This is a genomic window from Streptomyces fuscigenes, assembly GCF_021556455.1.
Classification (GTDB): Bacteria; Actinomycetota; Actinomycetes; order Streptomycetales; family Streptomycetaceae; genus Streptomyces; species Streptomyces fuscigenes.
Map to the genome: position 1 here is coordinate 1 of NZ_JAKGCV010000052.1, position 20,983 is coordinate 20,983.

Below are 20,983 nucleotides of genomic sequence, written 5' to 3' on the forward strand. Positions count from 1 at the left end.
CCGCCACCGCGGCCGTGCTGCTCGTCGCGGGCGTGGGCTACGCGCTCGGCATGGGCGGCGGCCACCCGGACACGACGGGTTCCGGTGCCACCTCCGGCGCGCCGACGACGCAGGCGGACGGCGCGGCGGCCGCCGCGGACGGCGACGGGACGGGCGCCGCCGCAGGACAGGCGGTGACGGTCGGCGTGACCGGCACGAACACCGCCTACTCGGGCCCGTGTCCGCCCTCCGCGCAGGGCGCTCCCGCCTTCACGGCCACCTTCCAGGTCCCGCGGCTGCCCATGCAGTTCTCCTTCCGCTGGGTGTCGGCGGGCGGCGAGGTGGTCGACCCGCGCTGGCACACCCTGTCGTTCCCGGCGGGCGGCCCGCACAGCCACCAGGAGACGATCCGCGTGACGACCTACGCGAAGGACGGCGCCCTGCACAGCGCCATGGGCGTCGAGATCCAGTCGCCCCTGCACGCCCTGTCGGACACCGTGCCGTTCTCGCTGACGTGCACGGACACCGCGGACGGAGCTGCCTTCACCCGCTGACGGGCCGCGGCACGCAGTGCCTGTCCGCCCTCCCGAACCGGTCCCGACCCCGGGGCCGGTTCCTCTCCCGTGATCCCGGCTCCCGCCGGGATGGCACCCCCGGTTCGCCCCGCGTGCCGGCCGGCCGCGCGACGCGGCCGCGTCCGGCAGGCCGGGCACGTTCGCAAGGAGTACGAGTGTCGTCGGTCATCGTTGGACGCACGGGCCCTTTCACAGGGCAGAGCGTGGTGCTGGGCACCGCTCCCCTGCGGTTCGGGCGCAAGAGCGACAACCATGTGGTCATCGTCAGCGCCAGCGCCTCCCGCCTGCACGCCGAGATCCGCCCGGAGGACGGCCAGTTCGTCCTCGTCGACCACAACAGCCGTAACGGGACGTACGTCAACGGCAACCGTGTGACCCGGCAGGTGCTCGGGGCCGGGGACGTCATACGCATCGGCGACGAGACCTTCCTGTTCGAGACGCAGGAGGCGCTGGAGACGGTCATGGACCTCTCCCACCTCGACCGGCCGGGGCTCTCCGCTCCCGCGAACCCGGGCGAACTGCTCGTGACCGTCGCCGGCGGCGGGCCCGTGGGGCTCGCCTTCGCGCTGATGCTGGACGAGGCGCTGCCCGGGCGCGTCTCCATCACCGTCCACGACGGGCGCTGGACGACTTCCGGGTCCAGCGTGGTGTGGAAGGACGCGAGCCAGGGCAATGTCCGGCGCCAGCAGGTCGTCACCGTGCAGAGCCGGCAGTACCTCGCCCTCACGGAGGAGATGCGCACCGCTCTCTTCGGCGCGGGCGAGTACTCGGAGATGTGGCCGGTCGGGCCGGACTCGGTCGACGGCATGCCGCCGCGCAACATCCGTATCGCGTACATCGAGGACCGGCTGCTGGAGCTGGCCAACACCCGCCGGGCGATCCGGCTGGTGCCCCGGAACTACGACCCCGCCGAGAACGAGGACCAGCCTGCCCGGGACCATGTCCTCGCGATCTGCGACGGCGGGAGGTCCCGCACCCGCGAGCACTTCAGCGACCGCTTCGGCGCCGCGGACGCGTCCATCTACTCCCTCGACGGCGAGCACCTCCAGGACGTGGTGCTCGGCCTGCGCGTCAAGTCGTCGCTGCCGGACCCGATGAGCGTGCTCCTCACGGTGTCGCAGAACCGGTTCCTGCTCAACTCGCTGCGGGGTGAGGGCTTCTTGAACATGCGCCTCACCCGCGACGAGATCAGGAACGTGGTGGGCATCGACCCCGTGCGCCAGGTCTTCGAGGAGTGCATCGCCTCCCGCCCCTGCGTGATGGCCCGCGACGGGGAGAACGAGTTCGTGTGCCCCACCCACGGGACGCTGTTCCTCCCGGCGCTGCTGCGCAGCTCGCCGCTGTGGAAGCAGATACAGGAGGGGCTCCGGTTGTTCGGCGTTCCGGAGGACGATCTCACCGCGATCACCTCGTTCCGCCTGGACATGGTGCAGCGCCCGCGTTTCACCGCCCAGCTCAGGCGTCCCACGTCGACGGCCCCGGGGACCTACGGCTTCCTGCTGGGCGACGCGGCGAACGCCATCCACTTCTGGCCGGGCCGTGGCCTCAACAGCGGCCTGGCGTCGGCCACTTCGCTCGCCCGCTCGCTGTCCCGGGCCTGGCGCGGCAGGCCGCTGCGGGACGCCGACTTCATCCGGCACGAGGCCGCGATGTCCATGCTCCAGTACCGGCACAAGAGCCGCGCGTGGAACGCGATGGTCACGACGGACGACCTGGGAGCGACCCGCGCCATCAGGGACGTCATCGCCGGCAGCATGGAACAGGGGCCCAGAGACCCGCAGTCACCCGGCGACCCGGCACTCGCCCCGGAAGCGGCGGGAACCGATCTCGACACGCTGCTCACGCGCATGCGCGCGGTGCGCGAACGCCTCGCGCCCAGGCTCCCCGGCATGCCCACGGACGAGGAGCTCTACGACCATCTGCACACGCTGGCCCCTTCGACGCTGCGGACCCTCCAGGAGAGCGGTGCCTGGGACACGCTGATCGTCGGCGGCGAGGAGGCGGACATCGACCTCTTCTACCAGTCGGACGTCCCGGTGTTCGTGCCCCGGCCCGCGGATCCGCGCGGCGCCGCCGAGCCCGACGCCGACCCGCAGCCGCCCGCGGCACTGACCCCGGCCTGACGGCCGGAGACACCGGACAAGGCGGGGGCCCCGCCGGGACGGAGAGGGGCGGGAGGGGACTGGGGGACCTGGAGAAGCGGAGATTCGGAGAGCGAGCCGCAGAGCCGGGACCGGAGAACCCGAGAACCCGAGAGCCGAGAGCCGGACACCGGCCGCTTCCCTGCTTCCCCGCTTCCGCGCTGCCCCGCTCCGTCGCTTCCCCGGGAGGGCGCCGTGACATCGCGGCGCCCTCCCGGCGCACGGTGGGTTGCCTCACCGGGACACACCGTCCGCCGGCCGTGACCGCGTACGGCCACCGCGGCCCGGACGATCACCACGTTCCAGCGCCCTGCCGACGGCTGTCCACGGGCACGGACCCGGGCGGCCTCGCAGGACCAGGAGTCCGGAGGCGGCGATGTCCCCGAGCGCGACGGTGATGATCAGCGATCGGCCCGCCGCCGACATCCCCGTATCGCGGGCGGTCGGAGGGCAGATCTGTGCGACGGCACACAGCACCGCCAGGACGTCGCCCGCCGGCGTGACCGGGCGCGCCCGGACGAGCGGCCCGCCCGGATACTCCCTGGCCTCGGGGACCGAGGAGTACTCGACCGTGCGCGGCCGGATCACGCGCGCCGCGGCAACCAGTCCCGCCGCTTCGAACGCCGGCTCGCTTGCGTCGTCGCCGGAGCGAGACCGCGACTCGGCACCTGAGCGGCCGTCCGGCGACACCCGTCAGGTCAGGGGCTCCCCGCCGTCGACGCGGAGCGTCACACCGGTGAGGAACGGGTTGGTCATCGCGAACAGGACGGCTCCGGCGATGTCGTCCACCGAGCCGATGCGGCGGGCCGGGTTCCTGGCGCGCAGGTTCTCGAAGTAGGCCCGCTTGCCGTCCTCGCCGAGGGAGTCCCAGATGCCGGTGTCGACGACGCCCGGGGAGATCGCGTTGACCCGCACAGGGGCCATCTCCAGAGCGAGCGACCTGGCGAGGAAGTCCGCGGCACCATTGGTCGTCGCGACGCCGAGATAGCCGACCGCGGGCTTGAACGCCGCGACCCCCGAGAACAGGGTGAGCGAACCGCCGTCCGGGATGCGCCCCGCAAAGGCCTTCGCGAGCATGATCGGCCCGACGACCTTCGTGTCGAAGGACCGGAGCAGGGAGGCGCGGTCGAGTTCTTCGAGGCGGCCGCGGGCGCGGGCCGACACGGTGGAGACGACATGGTCCACGCGCTCCAGTCGGCGGGCCAGCTCCTCGACCGTCGCGTCGTCGGTGACGTCGAGGTACTCGGCGGTCACCCCCGAGTCCTCGTAGGCCGCCTCGAGAGCCTCCGCGTCGCGGCCGGCGACCACGACCCTCGCGCCCTGCGCACGCGCCGCCAGCACGACAGCTCTCGCGATGCCGCTGCCCCGGCCGACGACGAGTACCGTGCGATCCTCCAGCGATGCGGTCACGTCGAGGACCTCCCGTTTCTCCCACTGCCCCTCCACGACCACGGTAGGAGCCCCTTCCCGCCCTCGCCTGCCGGAGCGCCGGGCCAGGGAACGCGTCTCACCGGAGGCGGGCGGCCTCGATCAGGGTCGAGCGCACCGCCGCGGGCACCGGGCGCGTCGCCGTCCGCGGGGCACACGCGGCGCCACCTCCGGCAGCACAGCACATACGCGGGACCGGACCACACCTCCGCAGCGCGGCTCGACGGTATCGCCGGACGCCTGCACCGTGACCGCGTACGTCGTGGAGCGCGCTCCCGCGTCCCGGGCCCGTGCACCACGATCACCACGAAGTCCCGGACCTCCCGGAGCCGGATGCAGCGGGCATCCAATGATCGGTCCCGCGTCACAAGACCACCGGCGGAGGACTTCCGGCGGGGCGTCCGCCGGTCCCCGCCCCGTGGTTCCCTTGAACGACCGCACCGCTCGGAGGGCGGCTTTCGGCGGCCTGTGCCGGACCTTGAAGGAGGGCCGTGTCTTTTCCGCAACTCCCGCAGCCCGCGCCCGGGGAGATCCCCTTGATCTGCACGTCCTACGAGGGCGGTGAAGCCCGGTGGGGAGGGCTGCCCGAGGAGGTCGGCGGCCGCCGGGACGGTGACGTGCTCGTCCTCGAAGAGGCCCGCGTCCGTCTCCGTATGGTCGAGAATCCCGAATGGGACGGCCTGCGCGGCGGAAGTGCACCGACGCTCCTGCCCAGTGGCGGCCGCGTCCCGCCGGTCCTCGTGCTGGCGGACGTCTCCGTGGCGTATGGCGGAGACGGCCCGCTGCTGGTGGACCTGGCCTCGATACCCGGCCGCGGGATCCGGGTTCCGGGAGCCCGTCTCACCAAGGTCCTCGCCCATCTGCTGGGCGGTGAACGCACCTTCGGCGATCTGATACAGGACATGGACACCTACGGCATGTACCAGGGGGACGGCGCCCGGCCCGCTTTCCCCACCCCGCCGCAGGCACGGCGCCTGTCCTTCCCCGCGCTGCCCGCCACCGACGCGGCTCTGCTGGTCCGCACCTCCTTCGAGGACGAGCACGACTGGCAGGCACTCCTCCACGAACTCGGGGGCCCGGACGGGAACGGCATGCCCGGCGCGGATACGGACAGGTCCGTCGGCGGGGGCGCCGCCGCAGAGACAGAGGCAGAGGCAGAGGCAGAGGAGAACGGCACGGGGCACTGCCCGTTCCCGACGTTGATCGTCGACGACCGGCGTTTCGAGGACCTCTGCCCGGGCCAGGTCCCGGCGTTGATCCCGACCGGCGCGGACACGGTGCTGGTCGTCCTCGCCGACGCCAGGACCTTCACTCGGCCCGGCCGCCCCATGACCGTCGTCGACCTCTACGACGCCCCCGGACAGTCCACTGTCCTGCCCTGGCAGAAGATCACCACGATGGCCGCCAACCTGGCGATCGGAAACATGGACTTCAACGAATTCGTCGAGGCGGAGGAAGCCGGACCCTTCTGGTACGCCTGACCTCCGGCCGCCGCCACCAACCGCCGTCCAGGAGGGGAGAAACCGGCCGCCTCCGACCGGCTCACCCCGCCCGGGCCCTGGCAGCCTCTCCCAGGCGCTTGCAAAGGGGTGCAGACGAGTGGTGGCGGTCCGGTCGACCGCCACCACGCCCGACAGAACCGTTCCGCACTCGCCGCCGGAGTCCTCCGGTCATGATCGGCGAGCGGGCAGGTTCTACCGCGTCTCGTAGACGTAGATCTCGTGGACGGACAGGTACTTGCCGGCGGCCTTGGTATTGACGACCTTGAAGTAGCGGGCCTGGACCGGCCCGAAGGTCAGGGTCATCACACCGCCTGCGGTGTACGGGGTGGTGTCGGGGAGGCTGAGTACGGTGGTCCAGGTCGTGTTATCGGTGGAGACCAGCAGGTCGGCCGCGTCGGGGGCGTCTCCACTCGATGCGGAGGCATCCCAGACGATCTTGTCCAGCATGTGCGGAGCGCCCAGGTCGAGGCCGTAATACATGCCCGGCTCGCGGAGTGCGGCCGAGGTCCAGCGGGTGCTGGGATTGCGGTCGTAGGCGTCCGCCGGGTTGCCCGCGGCGGGGTTGGTGAAGCCCTTCCAGCCGTCGGTCGGCAGCTCGCCCGAGCCCGCTCCGGCGGCGAAGGCGGCTCCGGTGTTGGCAGCGAGCAGCGAGGCCAGCCCCACCTGGGCGGGCAGCGCGTTCCGGTCGGCCCACAGCAGCTGGTCGACGATCACCGAGCCCTTGCCCACGGCCGTGTGCCACAGCGCGCTGCCCGGGGTGAAGCCGAGGGTGCTGTGTGCGGCCTTGCCGTATTTGGTCTGCTCGTTGCCGGCGCTGAACAGGGTCCAGGCGACCGCCCGGGTGTCCACCGCGCTGTGTCCGCCCTTGGCCCGGACGGTGTACGACACCAGCGGGGCGCCGGCGCCCGGCCGGTCCAGGTCGGCGTTGTTCAGGCCGGTGGTCAGCGCCGAGTCGCCGGTGACGACGGCGCCGTGGGTGTGGTCGGCGTCCACCGGGTCGAGCTTGGCGCCCGGCGGCAGGAGCGGCGCCACGGACGGCAGCGTGGCCGGGGTGGCGCCGTTGATCCACAGGGTGCCGCCGGCCTCGGTCCACGCGGTGACGTCGCCGGCCGCCGCCTTCAGTGAGGCGAGCGGTGCCTCGTTGCCGGCGGAGGCGTCCACCAGCAGGACGTCGAGGGCCGCGAGGTCGGCGGGGTCGATCGTGGTGAGCACGGTGAGGTCGGCGGAGGCGGCCTTCAGGGTGACGACCGCCGCGCTCTTGTCGTCGGCGGCCAGAACACCCAACGGGCCGGTGGGCAGGGCCGGTTGCGCCAGATACCCGAGCAGGTTGCGCAGCAGTGCGGCGGCGACCGGCTCGGCGGCCTGCGCGGCCACCACCGGGTACTGGCAGAGCAGATAGCGGCCCTTGCCGAATCTGGCCTCGGCCAGCGCGGTGCCGACCAGCGCGGGCCCGGAGTCGGCGAGTGAGAGCAGGCTGCCGAACCGGGGTTTGAGGAGCACCCTGGAGGTGACGGTCTCGTCCCCGGTCCCCCACCAGCGCAGGTCGTCGGCGCCGATCCCGGCGAGCACCGGGTGGTGCGGCGCGGCGACATGGGTGACGGTCTGCGGGCTGCCGGTGGTGAACTGCGGCCAGGGCAGGATCTGCGGGAACGCGGTCTGCGCGAGGATCAGCACCTGTCCGCCGGCCGCGACGAAGGCGGCCACCGCGGTGCCGTCGGCGGTGGTCGCGGCCGGGTCGGCGCCCTCGGCCACCACCAGCACCTCGCCGGAGGCGGGGTCGGGCAGCGACCCGAGGCCGGTGACGGTCCTGGCGGTGACGCCGAGCGCGGTCAGCGCCCGGGTGGTGGGGGCGCCGGACGTCCCCTCCAGTACGGCCGTCCTGAGCGGGGAGCCGAGCTTTCCGGCAGCGGCCGGGTACAGGGTCAGCGCGATGTCGTCGGTGAACCGTCCGTCTCCGCTGACGCTGATCCGCAAGGTGACCGCGGTGGGCCTGCCCACCTTCGGCAGCGCCAGCTTAGCGGTGACGGTACCGCGCCCGGTGGGGGGCACGGTGGTCCTCGTCGAGCCCTTGCGGGTGGGGATGCCCCGGCCGCTGAGCGTCCAGCCGACCGTCAGCCTCGCCGTGCCGGACGTGTCGTTGCAGACCATCAGGTCCTTGACCAGTGTGCTCCCACCGAAGTAGTGGGCCCGGTAGTCCATCGCGAGGGCGGCGACCGGCTGGAAGACCCGGGCCACCGCGTCGTGGATCGGGTTCGGCGCGTAGTCGGGCAGGCCGCGCTGGAAGCCGGGGTTGAGGGTGGCCGCGTACGGCCCGACCCGCTTCAGCCGAGGTCCCGACCCGCTCGGGTCGGCGGCCGGCACCGACGTTCCGTTGAACGGCAGCGGGCGCATTCCGTACCAGACGGTGTTCCACGGCGAGATCGCGGTGATCCCGGCGTACCTGAAGCCTTCGATCTGGGCGCGCAAAGTCAGCGCGTGTGCGGACCACAGGCCGTCGAGGCCGGCGTATGCCGCCGGGCCGCCGATCGCGCTGACGTCGGAGGGGTTGGCGTAGTACATGGAGCTGAACTCGCTGATCAGGAACGGCTTCTTGCGGTCCCACTCGTCGCCGCGCGACTGGCCGGGAGCCAGCGCGCGGCCGGACTCGGGTATCGCGGTGTTTCCGGTGGTGATCTCCAGCGGGTAGTGGGTACTGCGCAGGTCGCCCATGCCCTGGGGGTCCCCGTCCCCCTCGAAGTACACCGGACGGGTGGTGTCCTGCGCGAGCACCGGCGCCTTGAGGGCGGCCACCTGCGGCACCCAGCTCTGCCCGAAGGCGGCGAGCATCTCGTTCTCCGCGCTCCAGGCGATGATCGAGGGGTGGTTGCGGTCGCGGAGCACCCGGTCTCGGAGGTGGGTGGCGCAGTTGGCCCAGAAGTCGTCGGCGCCCATGGCGTAGTTGCCCGATGATCCGTAGATGCCGGACTCGCCGACGATCAGCATGCCGAGCTCGTCGGCCACGTCGTAGTAGACCGGTGGGTACGGCATGGCGTGCAGCCGCATGTAGTTGACTCCGGCGGCCATCGCCATCCGCATCCACATCTCGGCGTAGGCGCGGCTGTTCTGCACCGAGCCCATGTAGTGCCAGGAGTCGCCGCGCAGCATCAGCGCCTCGCCGTTGAGCAGCAGCGCCGGTCCGTCCACGGTGACTTCGCGGAAGCCGAAGCGCTCGACGGCGGAGTCGAGCACCGGGCCGTTCGCGGCGCCGCGGACGTCGACCCGCAGCTCGTACAGGTGCGGGTCGTCCGGCCCCCACAGCCTCGGGGTACGCCAGCCCGCGGCCGCGGCCACGGTGGCGGTGCCTCCGGCGGGCACCGTGGCGCGGCCGCTCAGCCGGAAGACCTGGCGTGCGCCGTCCCACACGGTGTGCTCGACCCGTACGGAGGCCTCGGCGGCGGAGTCGTTGCGCAGCTCGGTCGTGGCGGTGAGCTTCTTGTCCGTGACGGAGGTGACGACCGCGGTGCCGACGACGGAGACGGGGTTGCGGGCCAGCAGCCACACGTCCTGCCAGATCCCGGCCGCCTCCTGTCCCCACCACGATCCGGCGGGGTGGTGGAAGCCGTCGGACTGGCGGGCCGCCGCGCCGGGCGAACGCACGAGTACATGCACGGTGTTCGCGGCACCGAAGGTGACGTGGCCGGTGACGTCGGCCTCGAACGGCAGCAGGCCGTCCTGGTGGGAGGCGACCCGGGCACCGTTGAAGAACACGGTGGCCTCGAAGTTGACCGCCTCGAAGCGCAGCACGATCCGCTGCCCCTTCGCCTTGGCGGGCACGGTGACGGTCCGCCGGTACCAGGCGGTGTCCACGTCGTTCCAGTCGGCGGGCGTCCCGAAGAGGTCGTAGGCGTTCCAATCGGTCTCGAACGGGCCGGAGTTCATGTTCCACTCGGCCGGGACCGGTATGCCGGCCCAGCCAGTGGCCGGCGGTGGGTAGGCGGCACCGGCCGTGGCGGGCAGGAAGTCCCAGGTGCCGTTCAGCGATTGAAGCACCCTGTCCCCGCTCAGCCGGCCCCCCGGCCGGCCGGGGGCGTCGGCGTGTGCGGCGCCGAGGCGTTGGAGTCCCAGAGCGGCGACGGTCGCAGCGCCGAGCGTGAGCGCCTGCCGGCGGGTCGGGACGAGGGCCGAACCGGCCTGTGTGGGCTGACTGTTCATGGCTTCCTTCCCCAGGCGCCCCGCACCGCTCCGGGACGCGGCCTCAGCCACGGCCGGCACGGGAGGCGGTCGCAACCACCCGCGCACCTCGAACGGCGCCGGGCATGTTTTGCGTGAAGTCACAGAAACATCGGAGCAAATGGCCCCGGCAGGAGTTTGTTGCGGGGCATTTCGAGGGTCAAGCCCTGAGACAGCGTTTTCTGCGCGCCGCCCGACGCAAGATCGGATGACAGGGGAAGGAGCAGAGGCGCCGCGGGAGGAGACGCCGGACCGGCGGGGGCGACGCCCGCAAGCGCGCGGTGGTCCCTCCCGCCTTCCGGGGCCGCGGTGACCTGCGCCGGGACCCTCCCCCGGAGGCCGCTGCCCGCCCCTGCTCACGGTTCGCGGGTCCGCAGCGGTGAGCGCGATCCGAGTACATCGGATGTATACAGGTCGGATGTCTTGACACCCTCTCGCCTCAGCGACACTGTGAGCCTCGCTCATTTCCCCGTGTCTACGACGGGCCGACCCCCACGCGTTGTGCGACTCACCCCGGGAGCATCCATGCTTCAACGGCACCGCACGTCTTGGCGTCCGCGAATGATCCGATCACTTCCGCTTGCCGTGACGGCACTCCTGGCCGCGAGCTTCCTCGTACCAGCCGCTGCGCCGCCGGCCGAGGCCGCCACGGCGACCACCGCCTGGCAGAACGGCAGCTTCCACGTCGACACCCCCAACGTGGTGCGCCGCTCCAACATCGTCCTCGGCAAGGCGAACACCGCCGCCGCCCAGTCACTGCCGCTCGGCAACGGCTCGTTGGGCGTGGCCGCGTGGGCGGCCGGCGGCTTCACCGCACAGCTCAACCGCTCCGACACGCTGCCCGGCCGCAAGTCGCCCGGACAGGTGCAGATCCCGGGCCTGTCCGCACTGACCGGGGCGTCCGACTTCAAGGGCTCGCTGGACCTGTACAGCGGCGTGCTCAACGAGTCCGGCGGCGGCATGACCCTGAAGGCATGGGTGTCGGCGACCAAGGACGAGCTGATCGTCGATGTCACCGGCGCCGACCCCGGCACCCAGCAGAGCGCCACCGTCAGCCTGTGGTCGGGCCGCAGCCCGCAGGCGGCGACCTCCGGTTCGATCGGCACGCTCGCCGAGACCTGGGTGGACAACCAGGAGGCCGGCAACTCCGGCCGCACCTTCGGCTCGCTGGCCGCGATCACCGCGGGCGGCCGCAACGTGTCCACCTCGGTGGTCAACTCGACCCAGGTGAAGACCACGTTCACGCCGAACGCCGACGGCTCGTACCGGGTCGTCGTCGGCGCCCCCACCTGGACCGGCGGCAACGCCGCCAGCACCGCGGCAGGCCTGCTCGGCTCGGACGCCACCGCGGCGGAGTCCTCGCTGATGTCCTCGCAAACCGGCTGGTGGTCCAGCTTCTGGGCGGGCAGCGGGATCCTGGAGGCCAACTCCTCCGACGGCCAGGCCCAGTACATGGAGACGCTGCGCACCCTGTACCTGTTCATGGAGGCCGCCTCGATGCGCGGCACCATCCCGGGCAGCCAGGCCGGAGTCGCGGACATGTTCAACTTCGGCCAGGACCACCAGAACTGGACCCCCTCCGAGACGTGGCTGTGGAACCTGCGCACCCAGATCTCGGCGAACATGAGCAGCGGCAACTTCGCCCTGAACACCCCGATCTTCAACCTGTACAAGAACGCACTGCCCGGCATCGAGGCGTGGACCAAGCAGCAGATGGGCGGCCTGCCCGGAGCCTGCGTCCCCGAGGTGATGCGCTTCAACGGCAACGGCGGCGACCCCTCCCCCGGCGCCAACGCGGCCTGCAGCGAGCCGGGCAGCCCCAACTGGAACGCCCTGGACATCAGTTCAGGCCCGGAGATCAGCCTCTACGCCTGGCAGCAGTACCAGGACACAGGTGACCTGGACTTCCTGCGTTCGTTCTACCCCGTGATGCGCGACTCCGCGGTCTTCCTGCTCGCATACCAGAAGGTCGGCTCCGACGGGAAGCTGCACGCGGTCGCCAACGCGCACGAGACGCAGTGGGCGGTGCAGGACCCGACCACCGACCTGACGGCCGACGCCGCGCTCTTCCCCGTCGTGATCAAGGCCGCCCAACTGCTGGGCACCGACACCTCCCTGCAGTCGCAGCTGAACACCGCGATCGGGCAGATCCCGCCGTGGGCGCGCACCGACTTCGGCCACACCCAACTGCTGCCCGCCTCCGCGGACTCCTCCAACAACGACGTCATCGCCTGGTCCTACCAGCCGACCGCGACGATCAGGAACGGGGAGAACATCGACCTGGAGCCGGTCTGGCCGTGGAACCAGATCACAGACGACCCCGGAGCGCTGCACGATCTGGCGGTCCGCACATACAACCATCGGGTGTTCTACGGAACCGGCAACGACTGGAACATGGACGCCATCCAGGCCGCGAGGCTCGGCATGGCGAGCGAGGTCGCCTCGAAGCTGGTGTCGATCACGCAGAGCCACCAGGTTTACATCAACGGGCTGGCCGACCTCGGCAACACGGTCGGCACCGAGGCGTACATCGAGCAGGCGTCGGGCGTCGCCACCGCGCTGAACGAGGCGCTGGTGCAGGACTACGACGGCACACTGCGGATCGCCCCGGCCTGGCCGGCCGGCTGGGACGTCAGCGGTACGGTCTCGGTGCAGGGCAACACCAAGGTCGATGTCCAGGTACAGGGCGGCACCCCGGTCACGGTCGCCATCCAGGCCGGGTCGTCGGGGACCATGAAGGTGCGCAACCCCTGGCCCGGCCAGTCGGTCCAGGTGGCGAACGGATCGAGCAACGCCGTCGTCGTGTCGGCCACCACCTCGGGAACGTTCAACGTGCCGGTCAGCTCCGGCCAGTCCTACCTGGTCGAGAAGGTCTCCGCGCCCACCACCGGGCTCCCGTTCGCCGCAGTCTCCGGCTCGCCGGCCACCGGCGCCAAGCACCTGGGCGGCGTGCAGATCGGCCTCGACGGCGGCGGCAGCGGCAGCGGCACCACCCCGCCGCCGAGCGGCTCGGTGATCTCGCTCAAGGCGCACGCCAACGGGAACTACGTCACCGCCGACAACGCCGGCGCCGACCCGCTCATCGCCAACCGCACCGCGATCGGCCAGTGGGAGCAGTTCGACGAGATCGACCAGGGCGGCGGATACATCGCACTGCGCGCGCACGCCAACGACAAGTACGTCACCGCCGACAACGCGGGTGCGGCGCCCCTGCTGGCCAAGGTGGACTCGGTCGGCACCTGGGAGCAGTTCCAGCTGATCCACAACGGTGACGGCAGCGTCAGCCTCAAGGCCCGGGTCAACGGAGACTACGTCACCGCCGACAACGCCGGGGCCGATCCGCTCATCGCCAACCGCACCGCGATCGGCCCGTGGGAGGAATTCGACCTCATCACCGACTGACCGGCCCCGAGCGCCGCCTGCAGGCCCCCCACATTCCGCGAAGGAGCACCCGCGTGACATCCCGTAGGTTCCGCGCACCAGCGCGTCGGCACGGCTTCCTGCTGGCCGTTCCCCTCCTGGCTGGAGCGCTGCTCGCCACAGCAACCACCAGCATCGCCGCACCCGTGGCCCCGGCACGCCCCCGGCAGGTCACCGACCGCGGGGGCGCGCTCCTGCCTCACCGGGACGCCGCCACCACCGGCTACCTGGGCGTCACTTTCGGCATGGACACCGGCACCCTGGCAGGCCCCCCGTACAACAACCAGGGCAACGCCATATACAACGTTCCCCTGTACAAGTCGACGACGGCCGACCTCAGCGGCTTCTGGGACGACTACGTCGAGGAACTCGTCTCCGCCGGGGTCGACTTCGTCGCCGTCGACGTCCGCGGCTACGTTCCCGGCTCCGCCCAGCCCAACGGCGGCGGAGACCCCCGCATCCTCACCGGCCTGGTCGACGCCATCAACCGCCGCGGCGTCTCGGGACAGCTCAAGATCGCCGCTTTCGACGACACTCCTGCCTCCCTGACCGACAAGAAGAACCAGGTCAAACACCACACCGGCGGCTACAGTCCGCCCTTCGACATCGGCGACACCACCGGAGCGGGCGAGGGCGGCCACCAGTACTTCTGGGACAACAACCTGCGGACCTTCTACGCCGCCGTGCCCGACAGCATGCGCTTCAAGGTCGACGGCCGGCCCCTGGTCTACGAATGGTCCATCTCCGACTTCGCGTTCACCGGCCAGGGCAACGGCAATGCCGCGAAAATGCTCTCCTACGTCCGTTCCCACGCACAATCCGAGTTCGGCGTCGACCCCTACTTCGTGGTCGACAACAGCTGGCTCTCCGAGGACCCGTCGGTCAGTGCCCAGATCGGCGGCGCCGACGGATGGTTCGCCGTCCCCGGCAACGGCCGCAGCATGACCTCCTTCAACGGAGCCACCTACGGTGTCGCCGTGCCCGGCTTCCACTTCGCGGCCGGATCCACCAACATGAACATCGACCCCGACCACGGGCAGACCCTGTCCGCCAACCTCGCGGCCACCGCCGGCGCGGGCGCCAAGCTGACCCTGGTCGAAGGGTTCACCGACTGGCAGGAGAACGCCGCCCTCACCCGCACCGCCGAGGGCAGCTACGACCAGCGGCACACCGACTACCCCGGCCAGATGATCAACATCATGCGCCGCTACTCCCGCACTCCGTTCCCCGCGGCTCTGCGCGTCGAAGCCGAGACAGCCGACAGCTACAGCGACACCACCTCGGGCAACCAGTACGGGGCCTACCGCGACGGCGGCATCGACATACAGACCACCTCGGACGCAGGGGGCGGCTGGAACGTCGGCGCCATCGCCGGCGGCGAATGGCTGCAATGGCAGGATCTGCCCCTGCAGGGAACCGTGAACCTCCAGGCCCGCGTCGCCTCCACCAACGCCACCGGGAGGATGCGGTTCGTCATCGACGGACAGCCCGGCCCCACCGTCACCGTCCCCAACACCGGCGACTGGCAGACATACCAGACCATCGACGCCGGCACGTTCAGCTTCGCCGCCGGCACGTACCACACCGTTCGCATCGAATTTCTAACGGGGAACTTCAACCTCAACTACTGGACGGCTCGTCGCTCCTGACCCGACCCGCCTGCGAGCCGTCGGCCGCCCGGCCACCACGCCCAGCGGCCGGCGGCTCCGTCATGCCGGGATGCCCGCCCTCGTGGACAGACTGCAACACCTCGGCCCCGCCCCGTCCCCGCGGCACGCCGGTTGCGGGTTCGGGGACCGTCCGGCTGGTCGGAGTGTGACGGACTGCGGCACCTGGCAGGGCAGCCACGGGCCGCCTCATGATCACCTTGGCGACTTGCTGACCATTGCAGACCGCACGGTGCGTCGCGGCGTTGACCATGGAGCGGCACGGAGGCCGTTCCGCTGAAGGTCCTTGGAGGTGTTCGGTCGGTCCGTCGGCACCGAGTCGGCTGCGCCGTCGCCTCCGTCATCGCACCCGCCGTGAACAGTAGCCATGGACATAGTAGCCATGTAATCTATTTCGTATGAGTCAAGGTTCATCGAGCCCCACGCCCGGCTTCCTGGTGTGGCGGCTTGCCAACAAGTGGCGCGTCGCGGTCGACCGCGCGGTGGCTCCGCTGGGCCTCACCCACGCACAGTACGTCGTGGTCGCGTCACTGCACGGCATGCAGCGCGCCGGCGAGCGGCCCAGCCAGCGCCGGCTCGCCGACCACACCGGCCTGGAGGCGCTGTACGTCTCGAAGCTGGCGCGCGCCCTGGAGTCGGCCGATCTGCTCGAGCGCGCCCGCGACCCCCGCGACCCCCGCGCCGTACAACTCGCCCTCACCGAGCACGGAGAGACCGTCGCACGGCAGGCCGTCGCGGTCGTCCAAGGGCTCCTCCAGCAGCTGCTGGAACCACTCGGCGGCCTCGACGCCCCGCGGACGCGCGCGTTCACCGACGAACTGACGACCCTGCTCGACGTACCTCTCGCTCCACCCGTACCGGACGACCAGAGCACCCGGAGGAGAAGACCATGACCACCGCCGCCACCGCACCCACCGGCCACGCCCGCGCCCTCGCCCTGGCGCACTACGCAGCTCGCGGCGTCCTGGAGCACGTCCTGGACCGACACGGCATCACGTTCCAGCAGCAGGTGGCCCTGCGCACCGCCCTCACCGCCGAGACCCCACAGACCGCTGACGACCTGGTCACCCAGGTCCGGAACTCACTCAAGGCCGATCCGGCCGACATCCGCGCCACCCTCGACGAACTGCTGGCCAAGCAGCTGCTCGTCGTGGACGGCACGCATCTTCGCCCGACGGACGCGGGGCGCGAACTGCTCGCCGTCACCGCCGCGGAGACCGCCCCCGTCTCCGCCCGCATCTGGGGCGGGATCCCCGCCGACGACCTGGCCGCCGCCACGCGCGTCCTCGACCTCGTCACCGAGCGGGCCAACGCGGAGCTTGCGACGCTGACCGCCTGACCTGGCGAACGGCCCGCAACCTACTGCGATCACGGGCGAGACGGGCCGGCCCCCTTCGGCGTGGCGACGAACTGCGCCCCGTCGGCGGCCCGTCGGAGGCCGACGGGGACGCGCGGTGAGTACCAGCCTGGCCCCCATGGTCACCGCGCGGGAACTGAGCGAGACCGCCGTGCGCAACGTCGCCGACTACGCCACGATCGGTCTCGCCCAGGCCCGTCCGTCTCGACAGTGTCCCACCGGAGCGCCTTGGGACCACGGACTCCGGGACAGCCGGCTCTGCCGGGCCGGGGTGGCATCGGCAATCGAGCGGCGGCGAACCTCGGCCGGGCGACGCGGATGGTCAAGAGCAGCCAGCGGGTGGTCAAGAGCAGCCAGAAGCTGCACTGCCACCCCCGCCTGATCGACGGCTACCTCGCGCGCACGGAACCACTCCTGCTTGGCGGACCGCGTCAGATGATTCCGAAGAACCGGTGCCACCGTGTGGGACGCTGCGCGTACAGGCGCACTCGACTCGGTCCGCCGTAGTGTCGGACTCCACCGACTCCTCCGGGACGACCCTGAAGCCGAGTTCAACCAGAACCGCTCGACCGAGCAGACAGGCAGGCAGGAACCCGATGTCGTTCGCCGGGATGACGCTGATACTTCAAGCCTTCGCCGCCGTCTTCGCGGTCCTGGCGGTCTCCAGCATGTTCACCAAGCGCAACCCTCCGGCGTTGCTCACCCGCATCGCGCCCGCGTCCACGCTGGTTGCAGCGGTAGGCCTCCTGGTATTCGCGGTGGCCCTGCGAGACGGCTGGGTGCACATCCACCACTGACTCACCGGTCGCACCCCACACCGCACCTTGGCCGTACTGCGTGCGCGACCGGCCCCGCACAGCGCCGACCAGCGTAGACGCCCGAACTACAGCTGGCGTGAGAGCACTCGTGCCCGGTCATGCCGACGGGACCAGCCCGTTGGGACCGGCACCGTCGAGTCCGTCATCACTCTTCCAGCTCATCCGGCAGCGGGTCGGCGGACTCGCGCAGAAGCACACCACCACCGAGGCCCAGCCGTTCCTCGCCTGCTTCACCATGCACCCCGACGGAAGACAGCGAGGTCTATGCCGAAGCCCGGCGCCTGGCCATACAACCGCCGTCCTGCATACAAGGCGCCCACGTCACCGATCACTCACCAGGTCCCTCTCACCTTCACTGTCATCAGCGGTCCCGGCATTCCGTGCCCGGCGCCACGGCTGCGCGACCCGGCCGGACACCTCGCGCCACCACGCCGCCACCGGCAACTCGCCCGCCGGCTCGAACGGCTCGCCCGGGCGCGGGAACGCCGCCGCCTGGCCGGCCTCCTCCGCCTCGTACTTCGTCCACTCCCCCGGCTCCGCCCAGGCGTGCGGCGCCAGGTTGAACGTGCCCCAGTGGATCGGGACCAGCACCCCGGCCGGCGAGCCGCCCTGCAGGTCGAGGTGGGCGCGCAGCCCCTCGGCGGGAGTCATGTGGATGTCGGGCCAGTACTCGGAGTAGGCACCGATCTGGATCATCGTCACGTCGAACGGTCCGTGCGCGGCGCCGATGTCCTTGAAGCCGCTGAAGTAGCCGGTGTCGCCGCTGTGGTAGATCCGGTGCTCCGAGCCGACGACGGCCCAGGAGGCCCACAGGGTGTGCTGCTTGTTGCGGATGCCGCGGCCGCAGAAGTGGCGGGCCGGCGTGGCCGTCAGCCGGACGCCCGCGACCTGCGTGGACTCCTGCCAGTCGAGTTCGCGCAGGCGGGACGGGTCGACGCCCCACCGCTCCAGGTGCGCGCCGACGCCCAGAGGCACCGCGAAGACCGTGTCCGTGCCGGCGAGCGCCTTGATGGTGGGCATGTCCAGGTGGTCGTAGTGGTCGTGGGAGATCACGACGACGTCCACCGGACCCAGGGAGGCCAGCGGGACCGGCACGGGGTGCAGGCGCTTGGGACCGGCGAAGTTGAACGGCGAGCAGCGCTCCCCCCAGACCGGGTCGAACAGCACGCGGGCGCCGTCGATCTCCGCCAGCACGCTGGAGTGGCCCATCCAGGTCAGCCGAAGCCCGGAGGCCGGGGGCTCGGCGATGTCCACGAGGGTGGTGGGGTGGACGGGGAGGGTGCCGGACGGGGACCGCCGGGCGCGCGACTCCTTGTCGAAGTAGACCTTCGCGAGGTCGAGGGGCGAACCCGAGGGGCGGGTCCGTGCCGTGCCGTCGGGGTTCTTGAACGTGCCGTCCGAGAAGTGCGGCGAGCGGCGGATGCGCGCGAGGCGCTCCCCCGTGGAGTCGGCGCCGAAGGCGTCGGGACGGTACGCGCGCAGTCGCGGACGGGCGGATCTGGTCGATGGGGACGAGCCGGGCGCCGGCACGGCACCTCCTGTGTTTCCGGAGCTTTCCACAGCCTCAGAACGTATCCGGAGCCCGGAGGATTCCCCGTTTACGGGTCCGTGTGCCGGAGCGTGAGCCGCGCGGGAGACGTCTGCGGGGGTCGGAGGGCCGGTCGGAGGCGGAGCCGGCGGGTCCGTCACGCGACTGCGGGCGTGCCGGGGTGTCTCCCTGGGCGCGTTTGTCCACTTTTCGGCCGGCTGTCGGAGGCGGCGACGGCAGTGGTGCCGACGCGGGATCCTGCCGCCCTCACACGCATCGTCCGCTTCTCGGAGCCGGCCCGGCACATCGGCTGGACACCGCCCGCGTAGGCACGTCGGCCGTGGTGGCGGCCGGCTGGCCGGCCCTGATGCGCGCTCCGGTCCTGGCCGGGCCGACCACTCGTGGGGGTTTCGGCCGGATCACGGCGCGCGGCTTCCCGGCGCGCGCCCCGGTCGCGCGCTCACGGGGCCGCGGCGACCCCGCGCGCTCCGATGAGTAGGGTGTCGGGATTCGCCGTTCAGATGACGTCGTCTGCGGGTTCACCCCGGCACGTCACCATGCCCGGAACGAGCGGGGAGTACCGACGCGAGAGGAACGCTGTGACGGACCAGCCGAGCGACGAGGCAGCGGACGGGGCGGGTCACGACGTGCTCGTCGTCGGGGGCAGCGGCGTGGACACCGTGGTCCGGGTCGACTCGTTGCCCGTGCCCCTCGCCGACTCGGTGGACGTGCACGCCATACACGAGTGGCCGGGCCACACCGGCGGAAACGTGGCCCTGGGCTGCCGGGCCCTCGGACTGTCCGTGAAGTTCCTGGACTTCGTCGGCGACGACTGGACGGGCGAGCAGGTGCGCGCCCGGCTCGCCGAGGGCGGCGTCGACTTCGAAGCGCTGACGTCGCCCGCGGGCACCCGCCGGGCCGTGAGCCTGGTGGAACGCACGGGCCGGCGCATGTCCTTCCAGGACGCGCGCGAGCCCGGGGGCCTGCGGATGCCCCGGGACTTCTATCTCGGGCACCTGCGCCGTGCCCGTCACGTGCACCTGTCGGTCGTCGACTTCGCACGCCACCTCTTCGACGACATCACGCAGGCCGGGGTGCCCGTATCGACCGACCTGCAGGACTGGGACGGGCTGAGCACGATGCAGAGGGAGTTCGCCCTGAGAGCGGACGTGGTCTTCCTCAGCGCGACGGGTGCGGGCGCCCGGATCGCGGCCGTGATGAAGGAGATCCTGCGCGAGGGCCGGGCCGAGGTCGTCGTGGCGACGGCGGGAGCGGGAGGGTCCTATCTGATGACGCGGGAGGGCAGCCGCTCGCCCCGGCCGATCGCCGCCACCGTGCCGCCCGCGCCGGTGGTCGACTCCAACGGCGCGGGTGACGCCTACGTGTGCGGCTTCCTCTACGGCCGGCTGACGGGGCGCGACCTGGAGGAGTGCGCCGTACTCGGCGCCCGGGCCGGTGCGTTCGCCTGCACCGGGCAGGGCCCGGCGGCCCTGATCGACCGCGAGGAACTGCTGCGGCCCGCACGCTGAGGGGTCGTCGCCCCGTCTCTCCGTTCGCACCTCCCGCACGATCGACGACGCGGTCTGCGGCACCACACCACGCGGCCCGGGGGCGGGTGCTCGCAGGCGGCCCCATCGAGAGTCGGTCCGGCCCGGAGGCCGGCCCGGGCCCGCGGGCGGGGGTGCCCCCGAGGCGTTGTCAGGTCTGGCGTGCCGGGGCGTAGTCGGCCTCCTCGACCCCGAAGGTCCACGCGACGCCCTGGCGCGCCGTACGGGTGGCGGGCGGCACGCGGAGCCAGTACGTGCGGTGCGTGCCGTCCGGCTCGGGCGTGGCGTTGACGACCTCCACCATCACGACGTCCTCGTCGTCGTCGAGGCGGATGCGCCACAGGCGGCCCGTCTCGTCGTCCTGGACGGGGGTGGCACCGGACTCGTCCAGATAGCGGTCGTAGCCGTAGTACTCCAGCATCACGCGCCGCAGTTCCGCGTTCTCCTCGGTGCGGATGCGCGCGGGTGTCAGCGAGGCCAGCTCCGCGTGGAACTCGGCCGGGACGGGCATGCCGCGCCAGGCGTGCAGGGCGAAGCCGTCGGCGTAGGCGAGTGCCGGGCCGTCGCCCCGGTCGAGGCGCCCGGCCTCGTCTCGGTGCAGTTCGACGGGCCGTTCGCAGACGACGACGGCCCGCTCGAACGGCCACCACCAGCCGGCGTTCTCGGCCACCGCGGCGAGTCCCGCGAGCCGCTGCGTGCGGCCCTCGAAGGCGGCGAGCCAGTAGCGGGAGACGAAGGGCAGCGACTCGTGCACTTCGACGACGGGGAGCCGGGACAGTACGACCTGCCCCTCCCTCAGGACCGACGTGCCG

The 20,983-nt window shown here is 71.7% G+C and carries 12 protein-coding genes and 1 pseudogene; 9 read left to right on the top strand and 4 right to left on the bottom strand.

Annotated elements, in window-relative coordinates; genetic code table 11:
- A pseudogene (locus L1885_RS07930) lies at positions 1-533 on the top strand (serine/threonine protein kinase); the annotation flags it as partial.
- Between the two features lie 176 nt (positions 534-709).
- Entirely contained in the window at positions 710-2,677 is a 1,968-nt protein-coding gene (locus L1885_RS07935; protein ID WP_308117290.1) for an FHA domain-containing protein, read from the top strand.
- A 711-nt stretch (positions 2,678-3,388) separates the two neighbouring features.
- On the opposite strand, the gene L1885_RS07940 is transcribed toward L1885_RS07935, so the two are convergent.
- Positions 3,389-4,147 (bottom strand): SDR family oxidoreductase, encoded by a 759-nt coding sequence (locus L1885_RS07940; protein ID WP_235796295.1) that lies wholly within the window; start codon positions 4,145-4,147, stop codon positions 3,389-3,391.
- Between the two features lie 467 nt (positions 4,148-4,614).
- Here L1885_RS07940 and L1885_RS07945 point away from each other — a divergent pair, with 467 nt between their 5' ends.
- Entirely contained in the window at positions 4,615-5,604 is a 990-nt protein-coding gene (locus L1885_RS07945; RefSeq protein ID WP_235796296.1) for a DUF6924 domain-containing protein, read from the top strand.
- 213 nt (positions 5,605-5,817) lie between these two features.
- Here the strand turns inward: L1885_RS07945 and L1885_RS07950 are convergent, their stop codons facing one another.
- On the bottom strand, positions 5,818-9,816 hold the full coding sequence (locus L1885_RS07950; protein ID WP_235796297.1) for a sugar-binding domain-containing protein: 3,999 nt from the start codon (positions 9,814-9,816) through the stop codon (positions 5,818-5,820).
- Between the two features lie 603 nt (positions 9,817-10,419).
- Here L1885_RS07950 and L1885_RS07955 point away from each other — a divergent pair.
- The 5 genes from L1885_RS07955 (at position 10,420) to L1885_RS07975 (ending at position 17,075) form a co-directional block, all read left to right on the top strand.
- A complete protein-coding gene (locus L1885_RS07955) occupies positions 10,420-13,236 on the top strand; it encodes a fascin domain-containing protein (RefSeq protein ID WP_235796298.1) in 2,817 nt (938 codons plus the stop codon).
- Positions 13,237-13,289: 53 nt separating this feature from the next.
- Positions 13,290-14,903 (top strand): DUF5010 domain-containing protein, encoded by a 1,614-nt coding sequence (locus tag L1885_RS07960; RefSeq protein WP_235796299.1) that lies wholly within the window; start codon positions 13,290-13,292, stop codon positions 14,901-14,903.
- A 416-nt stretch (positions 14,904-15,319) separates the two neighbouring features.
- Complete coding sequence (locus tag L1885_RS07965; RefSeq protein WP_235796300.1) at positions 15,320-15,814, top strand: MarR family winged helix-turn-helix transcriptional regulator; 495 nt, start codon at positions 15,320-15,322, stop codon at positions 15,812-15,814.
- Positions 15,811-16,260, top strand: coding sequence for a winged helix DNA-binding protein (locus L1885_RS07970; RefSeq protein WP_235796301.1), 450 nt, complete (start codon positions 15,811-15,813; stop codon positions 16,258-16,260). The genes L1885_RS07965 and L1885_RS07970 overlap by 4 nt, the downstream gene beginning before the upstream one ends.
- Positions 16,261-16,889: 629 nt before the next feature.
- A complete protein-coding gene (locus tag L1885_RS07975; RefSeq protein ID WP_235796302.1) occupies positions 16,890-17,075 on the top strand; it encodes a hypothetical protein in 186 nt (61 codons plus the stop codon).
- Positions 17,076-17,417: 342 nt separating this feature from the next.
- Here L1885_RS07975 and L1885_RS07980 read toward each other — a convergent pair whose 3' ends face one another.
- Positions 17,418-18,626: an MBL fold metallo-hydrolase gene (locus L1885_RS07980; protein WP_235796303.1), complete on the bottom strand. Its 1,209-nt coding sequence runs from the start codon at positions 18,624-18,626 to the stop codon at positions 17,418-17,420.
- Between the two features lie 597 nt (positions 18,627-19,223).
- On the opposite strand from L1885_RS07980, the gene L1885_RS07985 reads away from it, so the two are divergent.
- On the top strand, positions 19,224-20,153 hold the full coding sequence (locus L1885_RS07985; RefSeq protein ID WP_235796304.1) for a carbohydrate kinase family protein: 930 nt from the start codon (positions 19,224-19,226) through the stop codon (positions 20,151-20,153).
- A 169-nt stretch (positions 20,154-20,322) separates the two neighbouring features.
- On the opposite strand, the gene L1885_RS07990 is transcribed toward L1885_RS07985, so the two are convergent.
- On the bottom strand, positions 20,323-20,983 hold a 661-nt coding region (locus L1885_RS07990), incomplete at its 5' end, for a DUF6745 domain-containing protein (protein WP_372481887.1).

What these genes read in the sequence shown, in the direction of transcription:
- L1885_RS07950 (WP_235796297.1), bottom strand. Translation starts at nt 9,816, where the DNA reads ATGAACAGTCAGCCCACACAGGCCGGTTCGGCCCTCGTCCCGACCCGC.
- L1885_RS07965 (WP_235796300.1), top strand. Translation starts at nt 15,320, where the DNA reads ATGAGTCAAGGTTCATCGAGCCCCACGCCCGGCTTCCTGGTGTGGCGG.
- L1885_RS07970 (WP_235796301.1), top strand. Translation starts at nt 15,811, where the DNA reads ATGACCACCGCCGCCACCGCACCCACCGGCCACGCCCGCGCCCTCGCC.
- L1885_RS07975 (WP_235796302.1), top strand. Translation starts at nt 16,890, where the DNA reads ATGACGCTGATACTTCAAGCCTTCGCCGCCGTCTTCGCGGTCCTGGCG.